This window comes from Spirosoma sp. 48-14 (genome assembly GCF_001898575.1).
Classification (GTDB): Bacteria; Bacteroidota; Bacteroidia; order Cytophagales; family Spirosomataceae; genus Spirosoma.
This window is the reverse complement of sequence record NZ_MKUD01000032.1, coordinates 66,385-82,950: the sequence shown is the minus strand read 5'-3', so window position 1 is coordinate 82,950 and position 16,566 is coordinate 66,385. Positions and strand designations below refer to the sequence as shown.

Genomic DNA, 16,566 nt, shown 5'->3' with positions numbered 1-16,566 from the left:
GATTAGGAACAAAGACGCTCTCAAAAGCGAAATCTGTTCAACTGATTCGGTAGCTCAGCTGGTAGAGCAATACACTTTTAATGTATGGGTCCTGGGTTCGAATCCCAGCCGAATCACAAAAAGAATCTTAAACGAAGAAGGGTAAGAACACGAGAAAATGGTATATCCATTCTCTTGTTCTTACCCTTCTTCGTTTGCTGTTGTTAAAATGGAAGATCGTTGCTTTCCTCGTCAAAGGCTGCGTTGAACGACATAGCCGACGATTGAGCTGGCTGCGTTGAACGCGCTTGTGGTTGTTGCATCGTAGCAGGTCTTGCCGGTGCGGCCGGGGCACTATCGCCATCGGTCAGTTCGATTCGAAACGCACGCAGTTCCGTATACCAACGATCGTTATACTCGCGAGACTCGGCGCTAAAGGTGGCTTTCAGCGTATCACCTTCGGCAAACTGCTTCAGATCATTCGCTTTTTCACCCCAGGCGGTCATGCAAACTTTCTTAGGATATTGACTATCCAGTGTTTCAATAACAAATTCCTGTTTATTCCAGGCTCCATTCCGACCCTGCCCCGTAACTTCGGGTAATACTTTTATGAGCTTTCCGACTAATTCAAGTGCCATACTATATGGGCTTTAATCTTTTAATTTAGAAAGATAAAAGTACGAAATTTTCGTCGGTTTCCCCCCTGGCGCAGGGAAAAAAGCAAAAGATTTACGGGCGTCTTTTGCAGAAAAAAGCTAAAACGCTATATTTGCACCTCGATAACCGAATCGGCCACGTGGTGAAACTGGTAGACACGCCATCTTGAGGGGGTGGTGCTTCACGGCATGGGAGTTCGAGTCTCCCCGTGGTCACATAACAAACTAAAAAACAAGCACTTACACTTACTAGTAAGTGCTTGTTTGTTTTTCGGTTTGTATAAATAGTAGATCAAGGCCAAAAGAGGTGGAACATTCTAGGTTTACAGAGTAATCAACCTACTAATTTTTGATGAGCTTCTTACCCATCAGTTGATTCCTATTGGCGGAGCTTACCTGGCAAATTTTTGCCTCACACTCAACTGTTAAATACAAACGTCGATGAAATCGATAATCCACAACATCGCGCCTATTGGAAAATGGCTCCCCATCTGCCTGGTGGCTATGAGTTCTCTGTTAATTTTTTGTTCAAGAGAGCTGCCCCCAGATAGCCCGGAAACAGCGCTTTTTACTGTTCACATAGTTCCCCAGCAGGATGGACTAGTTGTTTTTAAGGCGGATTCAAGTCAGCAGGGAGCCACCTATCGCTGGAATTTTGGCGATAGCACTGCGCAGGTGAGTACCCAGTCACCTCGAATTACCCATCAATTTACCCGTAACGCTACCTATCAGGTAAAACTGACTATCGACCGAAATACCCGACAGATCTTCGGCATTCAATCGGTAATAGTGGGTACCAGGCTAGCCCGCACGTTTGCAGACTTACCATCCAATAAGCGGGATACCATTCGATTACTTTACATACTCACTGATCCATCTTTCGTCAGCGCGTTTCCTACAATCAATGGTAATCATTACGATCCATATCAGAATCGAGTTTTTGTCGATTTTCTAAACCGTGCCCAACCAGAACATCCGCAGGAATTGAATAAACTCGTCTTTCAGCATATCATCTACCCATTGTCGGCCGATGAAATGGCTCGTTTCAAGGATAGTGGAGATCCGGAAGGCTTGATGAATAAACTATTTGCGGATTCAACCGATCCACTCACCCAGAAGCTGGTAGCCCTCAAACAAGCTAAAGCAGCTACCCGGATTGTCTTTTTCATGAAAGACCCAACCCTCCCAACGGGTTATCCCAAATACCCCTATGCAGGTTACTCCACCTATGAAGGTCCATTCCTGGTTTGCTTGAATGCCAATGCTGAATTGGCCGCTCATGAGTTAGGCCATTCCTTTGGACTAGCACACGATACACTCCGTGATTGTCAGACATTTCCACTTATGGTTGGTGGTGACCCTTTGAAGGTTCTTGGTACCTGCGGTAGCTATTGGAATCAGTATCGCGAGTTTCAGGTCAAAGGCTACGTGAATCAACTAGTTAGGTTGGAAGCTCAGCCCGCTCGGGGATATCAGTATGTCGTTCCCGAATACTGGCGCGATCAATTTCCACAGGATATACTGATCAGCCAGTTCAGCTATGTATCGCCAGCTACTACTCCCTATTACCGGCCGGGTGTCAGCATGATGCAGACACTTTCCGATGCACTGGTTATGCAGTACAATTACGAACTAGCACCCCGACTGATTACACGATTAAATTATAACCAGATACTGCCATCCGGTCGGCAAGCCGCTTCACCTGTTGGCCAACCCGTTTATTGTCCCTGATCTGTTAAGTTTGATCTTGACCATTTAGCAATAAGTCAATTGCCACGCCTACGATACGGTAGTTAGTTCAGTTCAGCTCAATGACTGGAGATCAGCCAAACATTACTGATAGTCGCTCACAAGAGTTTCCCAAACTGCTCAAGTAGATTCAATCCATTTCGCGTTTTTGCATCCAGCTACTACATTTTCCGAGTCCGTAAATCTATTATGGCCAAACAGTTCTTATGAAACCCCTATACACTCTGTTTCTGCTGCTTGTCATTACCAGCGCGGGATTAGCACAATCGCCCAATAAGACTAAAACGAAAGTCATTCGGACACTAATCGTTGATGGGCAGAACAACCATGATCAGTGGCCCAAAATCACGTTTATGATCAAGCGTTACCTGGAAGAGACAGGCAAATTTTCGGTCGACGTAAAACGAACGTATTATACCTGGAACGGAGCAGATTTAATTGACAAATACAAAATTCCGGGTGTTCAGACAACGAAAGCACTGCCAAAATCCCGAGCAGATTCCAGCTTTCACCCCGATTTTTCGAACTATGATCTTGTTGTCTGTAATTTTGGCTGGAATGCCGCTCCCTGGTCCGATGAAACGCAGACTGACTTCGAAAGCTTCATAAAAAAAGGGGGTGGCCTGGTTGTGGTCCATGCGGCTGATAATTCGTTTCCGTTGTGGCCTGCCTATAACAAAATGATTGGTTTGGGAGGCTGGGGTGATCGAACCGAGAAAGATGGTCCTTACGTATATTATGATAACGAAGGAAAGTTGATTAGAGACCAGCAACCTGGTCGGGCCGGATCGCATGGTGCACAACAGGAGTTTTTGATTACCGTACGCGACACGAATCATCCTATCACGAAAGGAATGCCCTTAACCTGGATGCATACGAAAGATGAGATGTACGATCGGTTGCGCGGACCAGCCGAGAATATGGCCGTATTGGCAACCGCCTTTTCGTCTACGGAGAACAAGGGTACGGGTCGCAATGAACCTATGCTGATGACCATCAACTACGGAAAGGGGCGGATTTTCCATACGCCCTTAGGCCACGTCGACTACTCTGTCGAATGTGTAGGCTTCATTACTTCGCTACAGCGAGGGGCCCAGTGGGCAGCTACCGGTAAAGTTGATATTCCCATTCCCCCTGATTTTCCAACACCAAATTCGACTAGTAAACGAAGTTTTACGGAATAAGGTCAGGTCCCATACAGTACACATAACTTGGGCGCTGCTATTACCTCTACAGAATAGTTACGTAAATACACGTAAGATTAACTTTTTATTTACCAGTCACCCAGATTAAACTCTATTCAATAGAATACTAATTATGAAAGCCTTTAGTTTGTCTAATTTATTTAAAAAGTAATTAAACAAACTAAAATAGTTTTGTTTTGTATAGACTATGGTATTAATATTGTTTACCAATAAGTAAGTAGTATAGCTGGCGGTTTACATATATGGTATTTAACTGTCTTTAAATGTCTACTTTACACCTTGCAATTAGACAGGCCATGCTAGTTAGCATGGCCTGTTTCTTTAAATCTAAAGTACGCTTAAACTAGATGATAAGAAAACCTAAAACTGCACAGGCCTGATTTGATTATCAGGATTTAGCAGTAACCGTTGAGAAAGCGGCCAGGGTTGGTCTTAACCTTCGAATCTGCCGACGTGATACGGTTAGCTGCCGTTCGCGCGAGAGTTCAACAAATGGATTCGATTCGTACCGAATTCGGTAAGTAACAATATGAGCAGGGTTTACCAGCATCCCTTTATGAATCCGCAGGAAGGAGGGCAATCGTTCTTCGAATCGTTTCAGCGTGATCGCTACAAGCATCGGTTTTTGTCCCATCAAATGAACCATCGTGTAATTACCCATGGCTTCCAGGTATTCGATGGTTTGTATAGGAATAGAGCGTTTCGATGTAAAGTGAGGCAGAAGCAATGTGTCCATTAGCAAGGGGGTGTTTAAGTCTTGTGTCGTTGTTTCGCAGACAAAAGTAAACGCCCCCTATGCCAGCCAAATACTCAGATGGATGAACTGGTAAAAACAGCTGCTGAACCGTAAAAAAGACCTAATTATTGCACATGCTCATCCTCTGCGGCTCTCTTTATATTCATTGGTAAACCGAATATTCATGAGCCCTGACGTGGCAAAACTCTTGGCACCGAACGATCAGCCGCCTATATGAGCCCCACGCAATTTATACAAACCTCCTCCGATCAGACCGTTCGCCAGATCGATCCCTTTGTAAAGACCAGTACTTTTGACGAATCCATTGCCAATAAACCCATCCGCCAAGCCGTTTCGACCAACACCGGACTCGGGTGCTGACGTTTTATGGGTTTTACTACGTTTGTTACTGATCAATTTATAAATCCCAAAACCAGCCAGCAACGATGCTCCTAATGCCAGTCCAACCAGAGTGGTTACTTTTTTGTCCATGATTATATAGGTTGTTTATGGAAATAACCGCTCTAGCGTTGAATAGTTTCAGTCGATTCCAGATATAATTGAGCCAGTGGATTAAACTTTTTTACCTTTTTTTAGTTGGGCACCAATCCACCTTTTACGATCTGACGTATGTAGAGGATAAAACTCATCAATTAGTTATAAAAAATACCCGACCGCCCTTGAGTCGGGTATTTTTGTTCGGATGCGCACAATTCTATTTCCTAGTAAGTACCCTTAAATCTGACAAGACGATAAGCCTAAAAGCCTGAATTCAGCAGTTGCTGTCAGGCTTTTTTTTAGGGTATATGGCATAAAATAACGGGGGCACGTCACCAACGAGAAATCGGCATGGACTCGATAGGTAACGAAATTAGTTCGCTAACGACCTAGTCGCGCATCAGAATAGACGCAAAAACGTTTTTCTCAGGCGGAAAAATGGTTAGTCTGGGGGCGACTGCCGGGCGAACAGAACGGGATTCAGGCCCAGCCATTTCCGCAGCCTCCACACCAGCCCATTCACGGCGTAGGAGTGACCATTTACGACGGGAAATCGGTAAAGCAGCCCCATTTGTCAGATGCAACATGGCACTGGCGTTGCCAAGCTCGATTCGTTCCATAAATCGCTGATTTACCACATAATGCCGATGCGTACGCGTAAACCAGGTTGAAGGCAACTTGGCTTCAACCCGTTTAAGCGTGTATGGGACTAATATGGGCGGATCGCTCCTCCAATGAAGCCATGTATAATTGGCCTCACCCCGCAAATACATTAAGTCGGCAACAGCTCGCCATTTTGCACCGCTATCGCTCGAATAAACCCGTAAGGGTGGCCAGGAAAGTAATTCAGCAGGATTACTGGCTGGTTGATGAATGTAGACAATCATTCGATAGGCAAACCGGTTGAGTAAATCATTTCAGTTCTCAACAAATCTGGTTGAGCTTCCATCGTAAAATCTAAGTTTCTGACTGGAAATTTCCTGGAATTATGCTATCAGCTCCCCATGCCATTACTTAGTTATTTTTACTTACCGAATCACGGTTACAAGAATTACGCCAAAGCCCAATACGGTAATTATTTTTTACGACAACTGTTTTTCCTTCGCTATTAAAGCATCTTAAGATCAGCATTTTGAGCGCTTAAATCACCTCAATAACTAAGCTCCGCCACAAAGAAGGCTGATGGTTAAAACCAATGTTTGTTCAGGAAAAGGCACTTGTGCAATTACTAAGCCAAACTTCACAACTACCCGCTAAACAGAGGAGTCTTTAACGATAAGCGATTGCCTTAAAACCTGTACACTTACTTGTTTAACGAAAAAATAACATTTATTCTACATATTATCATTTTTCCTGTAACCAAATTTTAACTTTCCCTTACAATCCTCGTAAGCAACCAAAAGGATCCTCATCAAGTAAACCTATCAATTATGAAAAACTATAGCCTAACAAGCAATGTATTGCTCACCATTCTGTACCTGGTAACAGATTCTCCTCTTTTTGCCGCCATCCCCCACTTACTGGACCCATCGGCGGCAGTCTTCCGAACAGCCTGGTATTTACCTTCTACCATAAAAGTTGTCGGTAGCAATAACTAAAATCTGGGAAACTGGGATTAGCTCAATAGTTATGATGCCTCAAACACGCTGGTCGATCGCCTTACTTTCCCGATTAGTGCCCTGGCGATCAATAAAGGGTAAATTGTTACCACCAATGCGACGGCGTTGCTGGGTTTTAGTGTTACCTGTACTACTGCTAATTCAGGGGGGGCCAACATTACGGTCAATGTGAGTAATGATGCTACGCAAACCTACGATGGGAACTCAGCCAATAATGTATACGCCCGAATTATTAGTGGATTATAAATCGGAGAGCGACGTATTGATCAGGCTCACTACTTCGTCGAAATCAGACGGGCGAGCTACATAATCCAGCCGATCGACATCCAGTACCAGTAGAGGTCCTAACTGATAGCCTGAAGCAAACTCTTCGTAGAGTTGATTCAGGCTATCAAGGTATTCATCGCTTATGGCCTGTTCGAAATCCCGCCCTCGCTTTCGAATGCGCTGGCGAAGTCGGGGCAGACTGGCTCGAAGGTAAATCATCAGATCGGGCGGCCGAACCAGACTCGTCATGTTTTCAAACACCTGTCGGTATGTCAGGTAATCGCGCTCGGTCATATCGCCACGCTGGTACAGATTACGGGCAAAAATAGCGGCATCCTCATAAATGGTCCGATCCTGAATCATTACCCCTGGCCGACCGGATATAGCTTCTATAGCCTGTTGACGATCCAGAATGCGTTTCATTTGCGCAAAGCGGCTATTCAGAAAAAAGATTTGCAGATTAAATGACCAGCGCGGCATATCCGCGTAGAAATCAGCCAGGTACGGATTCCCCTCGACTGCTTCATACAAAACTTCCCAGCCAAATTGAGTAGCCAGCATTTCGGCCAGCGTAGTTTTCCCCGCACCGATATTTCCAGTAATGGCGATATGCATACGCAAACAGATACCTTTATTCCTTCTATAACGAACTTTCGTGTTTTGAGTTTAATTTTGTATTTGAAAAGAGCCTTAATCAGGAGTCTGATTTGCCGTTGCGAATCCGCTCTTTCACTGGTGCGCCAGCCCGGTAATTCACTCTTTCACTTTTTGCCTATGAAACCGTATCGAGTGCTTTTGTATTACATCTATTCGCCCATTGAGAATCCGGAGCAATATCGGGAGGAACATCATATGCTGTGCCTCAACCTTAACTTGCTGGGGCGGATTATTGTCGCCCCCGAAGGTCTCAATGGAACCGTATCGGGCCTGACCGCCGATTGCGAAGCCTATATGGATACACTTCGCAACGATCCTCGTTTTGCTGGTATTGAATTCAAAGTCGATGAAGCCGACGGCCATACGTTCCAGAAGTTACACGTTCGGGTAAAACCCGAAATTGTTCACTCCGACCTCCCTGTCGATCCGCTCCGGCAAACGGGTATTTACGTTGAGCCCGACGAGTTTCTGAACCTGAAAAATGACCCGGATGTGGTGCTGGTCGATATGCGGTCCAATTATGAGCACTCGGTAGGCAAGTTCAAAGGAGCCATTACGTTCGACATGGAAAACCTGCGTGAGCTGCCTGAACACATAGCAGAAATCGAGCACCTGAAAGGCTCCGGCAAAAAGATTGTCACCTACTGTACGGGCGGCATTAAATGCGAAAAAGCGTCGGCTTATCTGCTTGCACAGGGATTCGACAATGTGTACCAGCTTCACGGCGGCATCATCAAATACGGTATGGAAGCGGGTGGTGAAGATTTTGACGGCGAATGCTATGTGTTCGACAATCGGGTTACGGTGCCCGTTAACCAGGTCAATCCGGCCGTTATATCGACCTGTCATCGCTGTGGCACGCCTACCAGCCGGATGGTCAACTGCGCGAGCCCTGCCTGCAACAATCATTTTACCCTCTGCGAATCCTGCGGCCTCGAGCACCAGGGGACCTGTTCTGACGCATGCAAGAACGATCCGCAACTCCGTGAATACGACGGTACGGGGTACTATGGAAAAACAACCGACAGTTACTCCCCTCTGCAAGGTTTCAAAAGCCGGAAAGGACAAACGCTGGCGGTTAATTTATAACTTGATTGAATGCTAAAGCGGTTGATTGACGCGTTGGAATCGCCTGCGTCAATCAACCGCTTTAGCATTCAATCGGTCAGCTTCCCCTTCAGATTATCCAGATAGCTCTGTCCCGATCCGGTATTCAGAAGCAGTACCCGTTCGTTGGGTTGAATCCAGCCTTGTTCCAGCAGTTTTTTGGTAGCTGCCCATACAGCCCCGCCTTCTGGCGCGCCAAAAATTCCTTCATACCGGGCAAGTTCGCGTACACCTTTCACCATCTCCTCGTCCGAAACGGCAATGGCGGTTCCACCCGATTCAAGCAACACACTCAGAATAAGTGGTTCGCCGATTGGGCGCGGAACCGCTAGTCCGTTGGCCAGAGTAGGTCGCCCGACATATTGCTTGCTATTCAGTTGTTTGCCCTGCCAGGTGGTCACAATGGGACAACACGATTCAGCCTGTACGGCTACCATGCGCGGCAGGGTTACCTCCTGCGGAAGCCACCCCAACGATTGCATCTCATCGAACGCTTTCCAGATGCCGATCAGGCCGGTTCCTCCTCCAGTCGGGTAAACAATCACGTCGGGTAGCTGCCAGGCCAACTGCTCAGCGATTTCAAAGCCCATAGTTTTCTTACCCTCCAGCCGATAAGGTTCCTTTAAGGTCGATACGTCGAAATACGCGCCAGACTGATTGATTTCCTGCACATTGGCCGCACAGTCGTTGATCAACCCATCTACTTCAATAAGGCGAGCATTATAGGCCCGGCAAGCTTCCTTAAAGGCATCAGGCGTGTGACGGGGCATCACGACTACGGCTTCCATACCAGCCCGTGCACAATAAGCGGCCATTGCCACCCCCGCGTTACCAGCCGTTGGAATAATACAGGCCTGTTCACCGTTTTCTTTCGCTTTCGAAATTGCCATACTTAACCCGCGCGCTTTGAACGAGCCCGTCGGATTTAGTCCTTCGTCTTTCAGGAGGAGGTGTTGCAGATTATTTTGGCTAGCCAGTCGATTCAGGGTCAGAATCGGTGTAAACCCTTCACCCAGGCTCACCCGATTCTCGGGCTGAATACCAGGTAGCAGCTCTTCATAACGCCAGAGCGATTTAGGCCGGGAGGCCAAATCACCGGGCAATACACTACCTACATCCAGTACATAGTCACAAAGCAAAGGAGCCTGACAGCATCGAGACACCGTCTGCCGACTAAACGGGTCGTAGGTTTTCCCACATTGCGAACAGTGTAAATCGCCTAATAGTGATGATGTAATAGCTACGTTCATGGTTGTATTTTTTCCGAAAAATCCCGGTTAACCAGCCACGAAGCAAATACCGTTTTGAGATGAGTTATTCCCGTTTGGAATAATAGCGGAGGGCAAATTGAATAAATCCGCTGACAAGTCGATTGTTTTCGGTGCCTTTCCGCTGAATGAAATAGAAGGTCCGCTGGAGTGTCAAATCCTGAATAGGTACTTCGACCAGTTCGCCCGCTACCAGTTCTTTCAGAATGGCCCGCTTTGGTAAAAACGCCAGACAGGTATCGGCCAGGACAAAGTTTTTCAGGGCTTCGGTTCCCCCCAATCGAATCAGGATTCGTAATGAAGCGGTGGCAAGGCCCTGCTTATTCAGTGCATCTTCAACAACGGCGAGGGTGCCTGATCCATTTTCGCGCAAGGCCAACGGAATAGTCGGTAAATCGGCCACGGTAAGGGTTCTGTTTCGCAACGGGCTCCGGGCCGAGCATACCGCCAGTACATCGTCGGTCATAAAGGGTGTGTACGTCAGCGTATTAATTCGGGTCATGACCTCTACAATGCCGACATCAATGTCGTGAGCCAGCAACGCATTCTGAATATTGTTCGAGTTGCGGTTCAAAACGTTGATCTGGATATTGGTATACCGCTTCAGATAGGCCGACAGCACGGGCGGCAGCACATAAAGGCTGATGGTGGTACTGGAGCCGACGGCCAGCTTGGTGGGCGGTAAAAAATGCTCGTTGATCTGCTGAAGCTCCTGGTGTAGTTCTTCTTGCAACTGCCCGGCTTCCAGGAGCTTGGCGTAGAGTGTTTGCCCGGCTGGGGTCAAGCTGATGCTGGTACCATGCCGCTCAAACAACCCTGTTTTGTAAAAATACTCCAGCGATTTAATGTGTTTGCTGATGGCCGACTGGCTCAAAAACAACGTCTGGCTGGCTTTGGTAAAGCTCAGCAGACGAGCCACTTCCATAAAAATTTTGTGCCTTGACGAAAGCATAAATCCAGTGATGAAAAATCGGATACTAATTTCGAGTTATTCGCTGTATTCGGAACGATACATGATTATTTAACGCGTCATTGACTGGTTTTTCGGCCCAAAGGTTGGGCTGATTTCCGTAGTATTGCATTTCAATCGTCAATAGTCGCCAGTCTGTAGCCTCAGCCGATAAGGCCTGGCGATGCATAAACCTATTGACTATGCCGTTTTATGTCTGAACAAAAACCACTGATATTAGTAACAAATGACGATGGGATCACTTCTCACGGCATTCGCACCTTGGTCGATTTAATGAAACAACTTGGCTCGGTGGTTGTGGTAGCCCCCAACAGCCCCCAATCGGGTATGGGGCACGCCATTACCATTGCCAATCCAATCCGGCTGTATCCGTCCGATATTTTTGGCGACGTACCTGCCTATGAATGTTCGGGCACTCCTGCCGATTGTGTGAAACTAGCCAAGCATCATGTGCTGAAAGATCGTTCGCCCGATCTGGTGGTCAGTGGGATCAATCACGGCAGCAATTCGTCGATCAGCATTTTGTATTCGGGAACGATGTCCGCAGCCATCGAAGCGGCCATTGAGGGGATACCCGCTATTGGTTTTTCGTTAAGCGATTTTACGCGGCAACCCGATTTTTCGCATACGCATGAGCACATCCTGACCATTGCCCGCAACGTGCTCCAGCAGGGTGTTCAGCGTGGTACGGCGTTGAATGTCAACTTCCCGGCCCGTGGACCTGAGCCGTTGAAAGGCATCCGTATCTGCCGACAGGCCAACGCTAAATGGCAGGAAGTATTCGACGAACGACGCGATCCACACGGACGTCGGTATTTCTGGCTGGCTGGCGACTTTGTCAACTTCGACACCCATGCTGAAGACACCGACGAATACGCGCTCGCCAACAATTATACGTCTGTTGTTCCCTGTCATTACGACCTGACAGCCTACAGCATGATGGACGAATTGAAGAACTGGAAACTCTGAGGATATATGATGTATGATGTAGAATGTATTTATTTCTATATCATACATTCTACATCATACATCAACAAACTATGGCTCTCTTAGGAAGTTTGCTTAAAAGTGGTATTCGGCTCACCAATGCCGTTCGACTACGAAAAACGAATCCGTTCAGTCAACAACGAAAAGCCTTTCGAAAACTCATTCAGAAAGCACAATTTACGCAATTTGGCACGACCTTTCATTTCGACGAATTGCTCCGGGCGGTCGAGTTTGGGGCCCACCATGAGTTCTACGAGAAATTCAAGAAGAACGTCCCCATACACGACTATAACAAAATGTTCGATGGCTGGTGGAATCGCACGCTGGCTGGCGAACGAAACATCACCTGGCCCGGTCGGGTCAAATATTTTGCTCTAAGCTCGGGAACCTCCGAAGCCTCTACCAAATACATTCCGGTAACGAAAGCCATGTCGAGGGCTATTCAGCGGGCTAGTATCCGGCAAATCCTGACATTGGGCAAATACCAGAACCTACCGGCTACACTCTACGAAAAAGGCTATCTGATGCTGGGAGGCAGTACTAATCTGAACGCGCGACAGGGGCATTTCGAGGGCGATCTGAGTGGGATTACAGCCAGTCAGATTCCGTTCTGGTTTCAGCGATTTTATAAGCCCGGTAAAGACATAGCTCAGGAACGCGACTGGGCGCTGAAGCTGGACGAAATCACCGAGCAGGCGGCCGACTGGGATATTGGCTATGTGGTGGGCGTTCCGGCCTGGATTCAACTGCTGATGGAGAAAATCATTGCCCGGTACAAGGTAAAAACCATCCACGATATCTGGCCCAACTTAATGGTATTTGGCCATGGTGGTGTTTCGTTTGAGCCCTATAAGGCAGGCTTTGAGAAACTGCTTGCGCACCCCATTACCTACATCGAAACCTACCTGGCCTCCGAAGGCTTCATTGCATTCCAGACGCACCCCAATGCCGAAGGGATGCAACTGGTACTAAACAACGGTCTGTTTTTTGAATTTATTCCCTTCAACGAAAAGAACTTCACGCCCGATGGTGAGCTAACCGACAATCCACAAACGCTTATGATCGATGAAGTGGAGGAAGGTAAAGAATATGCCCTGCTCCTCTCGACCTGTGCGGGTGCCTGGCGTTATCTCATCGGGGATACGATTCGGTTTGTCGACAAAAAGCAGGCTGAAATCGTGATTACAGGCCGAACGAAGCACTTCCTGAGCTTGTGTGGCGAACACCTTTCGGTCGATAACATGAATAAAGCGATTGAACTGGTGTCGCAGGAATTGGGGATTTCGGTGCGTGAATTTACCGTGGCCGGGGTTGCGCATGGTACACTCTTCGCCCACGACTGGTATATCGGCACCGACGATAAAGTGGATGCCAACCTTCTCCGCGACCGGATCGATGCCCGGCTCAAAGAACTCAACGACGATTATGCCGTTGAACGTGAGCATGCCCTGAAAGATATTTCGGTAACGGTACTGCCCGCCAAAACCTTCTACGACTGGATGGAATCGCGGGGCAAAATGGGCGGCCAGCACAAATTCCCGCGCGTGCTGAAGAAGGGACTCGTGAAGGAGTGGGAAAACTTTTTAAAGAGCGAAAGATAGAAAGATAGAAAGAGCGAAAAAAGCTTGCGACAGCCATTCGCTCTTTCACTCTTTCTATCTTTCGCTCTTTAACCTCCTACCAGTTCATCGCCTTCGATAGGGGCTCCAGCAGACGCGTGTAGGCGATGTTGGCGGCCCCAATCAGGAAAACTACGCCGGTGGTACGGTTGAAAATCTTGACGACACGGGGCGTAAACAACCGCTTGAGCCGGTTGGCGTAATAAGCCAGTGCTGTCTCAGTGCTAAAGACACCTACCAATGCGGCAGTCATAAAGGCATACTGCTGAGCATCGGAATAATGCAGGTGCGACCGGATATAGGCTACAATAGCCACCCAAGCCACAAAATTGACGGGATTGAGCGCATTCAGAAAAAAGCCTGTTGTGAAGTAATAGACAAAATTGCCTAAACGAGTTTTGGGGTAAGCCAGCCGGGGCGTCCCTTTCAGGATATTCACCAGCCCCAGAGCGACCAAAAAGACCACCCCAACGATGGCCATGATATTTTCGAAGCCTTGAACCTTAGGAATAAATGACGTTCCGATCAGGGCAGCAATGACGAAGATAATATCGCCCACAATAACGCCGAATACCATCTTAAGCCCCGACCGAAATCCATTATCGACGCTATTCTGAATCAGCGCAAAAAAGACAGTTCCGAAGGTCAGGCACAGCGCAACGCCCAATAAAAAACCAAAGAGAATGGGTAAGAACACAGGATGTGAAAAAGTTTACGATTTACAGTTTACGGCTCATCACTTACAGTGAGTTGACGCACGTTCCTGGCGCATCAAAGCCCTGTAAACTGTAAACCATAAACGATAAACTGTGTTTAAATTCCCCGCAATCGGGCTACAATCAGGAGGCCACTAACACTGAGCGAATCCGTAATCTGACTGGTCATAACCATATTGATAGCTTCGGCCAGCGGCAGTTTCCACACGCGCAGGTCTTCGGTTTCTTCAGGTTCATGTTCGCCCTGTACCAGTTCCTCGGCAATGTAGAGAAAACCTTCTTCGTCAGTCGCCGAGTTCGAGGTATGAATACGGGCTATTTTTGTCCATTTTGCGGCTTCCAGGCCCGTTTCTTCTTTTAGTTCACGCTTGGCCGAATCGAGCGGATCGGTGCCAAGTGGGCAACCGCCTTCGGGAATTTCCCAGGAATATTCATTCAGTGCATAGCGGTATTGGCCAACCAGATAAGTATTTCCTTCGCTGTCGATTGGAACGACCCCGATGGCTTTGTTTTTAAAACTGACCACGCCGTAAATACCAGGTGTTCCGGCGGGGGTGATCACCTCTTCATGACGAATCGCTAACCAGGGATTTTCATATTTGACCGACGAATTAAGTGTCTGCCAGGGGTTTTCGGTTGTTTCCATAGAAATAAAAGCGGCAGAAGAGTTCATCCTCTCCAGGCTTTTTCAGCTTGCCGATAGTCGAATTGTGCCGTAAAAAGTCGCTAAGTTAACCCCTTTCGGCCATTCGTAACGACTCCCTTCCTGTTTTCCCAGGCTTTTGATAAATCGATCTCTTTTCCGGTATGATCAACCAGGTGGCTCTTCGCGTCCATCAATGCCGTAGCCAGACGATTTCAGATGAAAGATTGTACGTGACTCACAGGTCGATTGTTTAAAAACGGTATCTTCGGGCTACTACTCAATTGACTCAATCATATGCACAACAAACTTCTGGTAGCCAGTTTATTTCTTGGTACATCGCTGCTAACGTATGGGCAGGACGAGAAACTGGATATGGCTACCATTCAGAAAATTCGCGAGGAGGGGCTGCAACACTCGCAGGTTATGGAAACGGCTTTTTACCTGACCGATGTGAATGGCCCCCGCTTACAGGGTCCCGGTTTCATGAAAGCGGCCAACTGGGCTAAAACAAAACTAGCCAGTTGGGGCCTGCAAAATCCCCGGCTGGAATCCTGGGGCGAATGGGGCAAAGGCTGGGCCGTTGAGCACAGCTATCTGGCCATGACCGCTCCGTATTACAAATCGATTATTGCCGTACCCAGAGCCTGGAGTGGCAGCACCAATAAACTACAGGCGGCCGATATTTTATACATCAGTGCCACCGATACGACAGCCCTGGAAAGCTACCGCAGTAAACTGAAAAATAAGGTTATTCTGATCGAACAGTCGTACAAGATTCCGCCCACGTACAAGGCCGATGCCAGTCGCTTTACCGACGAAGAACTCCAGAAAATGGCGAACGAAGCCGCTCCCAGCCCACGAGCGGGTGCCGACACTACGTTCCGTAGCCGGATGCTGGCGATGCGTACCCAAAACGCGTTCAACCAGAAAATGCGGAAACTAGCCAAGCAGGAAGGGGCACTGGGGATTCTCAACTCCACTCAGAACAGCATCGACGGCACCCTGTTTGTTAGTGGCGATTATGCCAATGCTGCCCTAGGGTCAACGCCCGACGATCTGGCTGACTTATCTATATCTGTGGAAGACTATCTGACGCTCTGCCGACTTATGAAAGCCGGTGTACCTGTCAAACTAGAAATCGACGTTAAAACAAAATTTTATACCGACGATACCAAAGGATATAATATACTGGCCGAAATTCCAGGGACTGATCCGAAACTTAAAGACGAAGTAGTGATACTGGGTGCCCACTTCGACTCCTGGCATGCGGCTACGGGGGCTACCGACAACGCTGCCGGAAGTTCGGTGATGATGGAGGCCGTTCGAATTCTGAAAACGATTGGCGTCAAACCCCGTCGTACCATCCGGCTGGCGCTCTGGAGTGGTGAGGAACAGGGTCTGCATGGCTCTAAAAATTACGTGGCCAATCACCTGGTCGAATCGGGCACCACTAAACTCAACAAAGAAGGCGACAACATAGCGGCTTACTTCAATGTCGATAATGGGACCGGTAAAATTCGAGGGGTGTATTTGCAGGGCAATCAGGAAGCAGGACCGATTTTTGCCCAGTGGCTCAAACCGTTCAACGACCTGGGGGCCACTACGATAACGCCTAAAAACACAGGCGGCACCGACCATCTCTCGTTCGACCGGGTTGGTTTGCCGGGTTTCCAGTTCATTCAGGACCCGATCGAATACAGCACCCGCACGCACCACACCAATATGGACACATACGATCACCTGCAACCCGACGACCTGAAACAGGCTGCCACCGTTGTAGCCGGTTTTGTCTATAACGCGGCCATGCGCGATCAAAAATTACCTCGCAAAGCGCCCGCTACTCAGGCCGCGCGCTAGTTATTTGCAAGGCCAACATCCTGCTCATAG

Annotated in this window: 16 protein-coding genes and 2 tRNA genes; 9 read left to right on the top strand and 9 right to left on the bottom strand. The window is 47.9% G+C overall.

All coding sequences use genetic code 11. The annotated features are described in order from the left end of the window. Positions 1 to 43 precede the first annotated feature (43 nt). Positions 44 to 116 (top strand) — tRNA-Lys (locus BGO59_RS18030). An 87-nt stretch (positions 117 to 203) separates the two neighbouring features. Here the strand turns inward: BGO59_RS18030 and BGO59_RS18025 are convergent. Beyond that, on the bottom strand, positions 204 to 617 hold the full coding sequence (locus tag BGO59_RS18025; RefSeq protein WP_293685286.1) for a DUF3127 domain-containing protein: 414 nt from the start codon (positions 615 to 617) through the stop codon (positions 204 to 206). 152 nt (positions 618 to 769) lie between these two features. Here BGO59_RS18025 and BGO59_RS18020 point away from each other — a divergent pair. The 3 genes from BGO59_RS18020 (at position 770) to BGO59_RS18010 (ending at position 3,568) form a co-directional block, all read left to right on the top strand. Further along, positions 770 to 851: transfer RNA gene (locus BGO59_RS18020), tRNA-Leu, on the top strand. Positions 852 to 1,076: 225 nt separating this feature from the next. Continuing rightward, the gene (locus BGO59_RS18015) at positions 1,077 to 2,366 is read left to right on the top strand and encodes a PKD domain-containing protein (RefSeq protein ID WP_293685284.1); all 1,290 of its coding nucleotides are present in this window, start codon (positions 1,077 to 1,079) and stop codon (positions 2,364 to 2,366) included. A 224-nt stretch (positions 2,367 to 2,590) separates the two neighbouring features. Next, the gene (locus tag BGO59_RS18010) at positions 2,591 to 3,568 is read left to right on the top strand and encodes a ThuA domain-containing protein (protein WP_293685282.1); all 978 of its coding nucleotides are present in this window, start codon (positions 2,591 to 2,593) and stop codon (positions 3,566 to 3,568) included. 409 nt (positions 3,569 to 3,977) lie between these two features. On the opposite strand, the gene BGO59_RS18005 is transcribed toward BGO59_RS18010, so the two are convergent. The 3 genes from BGO59_RS18005 to BGO59_RS17995 form a co-directional block, all read right to left on the bottom strand. Then, positions 3,978 to 4,325 carry a LytTR family DNA-binding domain-containing protein gene (locus BGO59_RS18005; RefSeq protein WP_293685281.1) on the bottom strand — a complete coding sequence of 116 codons (348 nt, stop codon included), beginning with the start codon at positions 4,323 to 4,325 and terminating at the stop codon, positions 3,978 to 3,980. Between the two features lie 222 nt (positions 4,326 to 4,547). After that, positions 4,548 to 4,817 (bottom strand): hypothetical protein, encoded by a 270-nt coding sequence (locus BGO59_RS18000; protein ID WP_293685279.1) that lies wholly within the window; start codon positions 4,815 to 4,817, stop codon positions 4,548 to 4,550. Between the two features lie 395 nt (positions 4,818 to 5,212). Next, positions 5,213 to 5,710, bottom strand: a complete 498-nt coding sequence (locus tag BGO59_RS17995; protein WP_293685277.1) for a LytTR family DNA-binding domain-containing protein — start codon at positions 5,708 to 5,710, stop codon at positions 5,213 to 5,215. Positions 5,711 to 6,253: 543 nt separating this feature from the next. On the opposite strand from BGO59_RS17995, the gene BGO59_RS17990 reads away from it, so the two are divergent. Further along, positions 6,254 to 6,421: a hypothetical protein gene (locus tag BGO59_RS17990; RefSeq protein WP_293685275.1), complete on the top strand. Its 168-nt coding sequence runs from the start codon at positions 6,254 to 6,256 to the stop codon at positions 6,419 to 6,421. Positions 6,422 to 6,682: 261 nt separating this feature from the next. On the opposite strand, the gene BGO59_RS17985 is transcribed toward BGO59_RS17990, so the two are convergent. Beyond that, positions 6,683 to 7,324 (bottom strand): deoxynucleoside kinase, encoded by a 642-nt coding sequence (locus BGO59_RS17985; protein ID WP_293685273.1) that lies wholly within the window; start codon positions 7,322 to 7,324, stop codon positions 6,683 to 6,685. Between the two features lie 159 nt (positions 7,325 to 7,483). On the opposite strand from BGO59_RS17985, the gene BGO59_RS17980 reads away from it, so the two are divergent. After that, positions 7,484 to 8,455: a rhodanese-related sulfurtransferase gene (locus BGO59_RS17980; RefSeq protein WP_293685271.1), complete on the top strand. Its 972-nt coding sequence runs from the start codon at positions 7,484 to 7,486 to the stop codon at positions 8,453 to 8,455. A 68-nt stretch (positions 8,456 to 8,523) separates the two neighbouring features. Here BGO59_RS17980 and BGO59_RS17975 read toward each other — a convergent pair whose 3' ends face one another. Continuing rightward, the gene (locus BGO59_RS17975) at positions 8,524 to 9,723 is read right to left on the bottom strand and encodes a threonine synthase (protein ID WP_293685269.1); all 1,200 of its coding nucleotides are present in this window, start codon (positions 9,721 to 9,723) and stop codon (positions 8,524 to 8,526) included. A gap of 64 nt (positions 9,724 to 9,787) precedes the next feature. Then, positions 9,788 to 10,693, bottom strand: coding sequence for a LysR substrate-binding domain-containing protein (locus tag BGO59_RS17970; RefSeq protein ID WP_293685267.1), 906 nt, complete (start codon positions 10,691 to 10,693; stop codon positions 9,788 to 9,790). 210 nt (positions 10,694 to 10,903) lie between these two features. On the opposite strand from BGO59_RS17970, the gene surE reads away from it, so the two are divergent. Next, entirely contained in the window at positions 10,904 to 11,680 is a 777-nt protein-coding gene (gene surE, locus BGO59_RS17965) for a 5'/3'-nucleotidase SurE (protein WP_293685265.1), read from the top strand. Positions 11,681 to 11,751: 71 nt separating this feature from the next. After that, positions 11,752 to 13,299, top strand: coding sequence for a GH3 auxin-responsive promoter family protein (locus tag BGO59_RS17960; RefSeq protein WP_293685263.1), 1,548 nt, complete (start codon positions 11,752 to 11,754; stop codon positions 13,297 to 13,299). Between the two features lie 76 nt (positions 13,300 to 13,375). On the opposite strand, the gene BGO59_RS17955 is transcribed toward BGO59_RS17960, so the two are convergent. Both BGO59_RS17955 and BGO59_RS17950 read right to left on the bottom strand, forming a co-directional pair. Continuing rightward, positions 13,376 to 14,014 carry a LysE family transporter gene (locus tag BGO59_RS17955; protein ID WP_293685261.1) on the bottom strand — a complete coding sequence of 213 codons (639 nt, stop codon included), beginning with the start codon at positions 14,012 to 14,014 and terminating at the stop codon, positions 13,376 to 13,378. 116 nt (positions 14,015 to 14,130) lie between these two features. Beyond that, positions 14,131 to 14,679 carry an NUDIX hydrolase gene (locus BGO59_RS17950; RefSeq protein WP_293685376.1) on the bottom strand — a complete coding sequence of 183 codons (549 nt, stop codon included), beginning with the start codon at positions 14,677 to 14,679 and terminating at the stop codon, positions 14,131 to 14,133. A gap of 294 nt (positions 14,680 to 14,973) precedes the next feature. Between BGO59_RS17950 and BGO59_RS17945 the strand changes: the two genes are divergently transcribed. Beyond that, complete coding sequence (locus BGO59_RS17945) at positions 14,974 to 16,536, top strand: M20/M25/M40 family metallo-hydrolase (RefSeq protein WP_293685259.1); 1,563 nt, start codon at positions 14,974 to 14,976, stop codon at positions 16,534 to 16,536. Positions 16,537 to 16,566 lie beyond the last annotated feature (30 nt).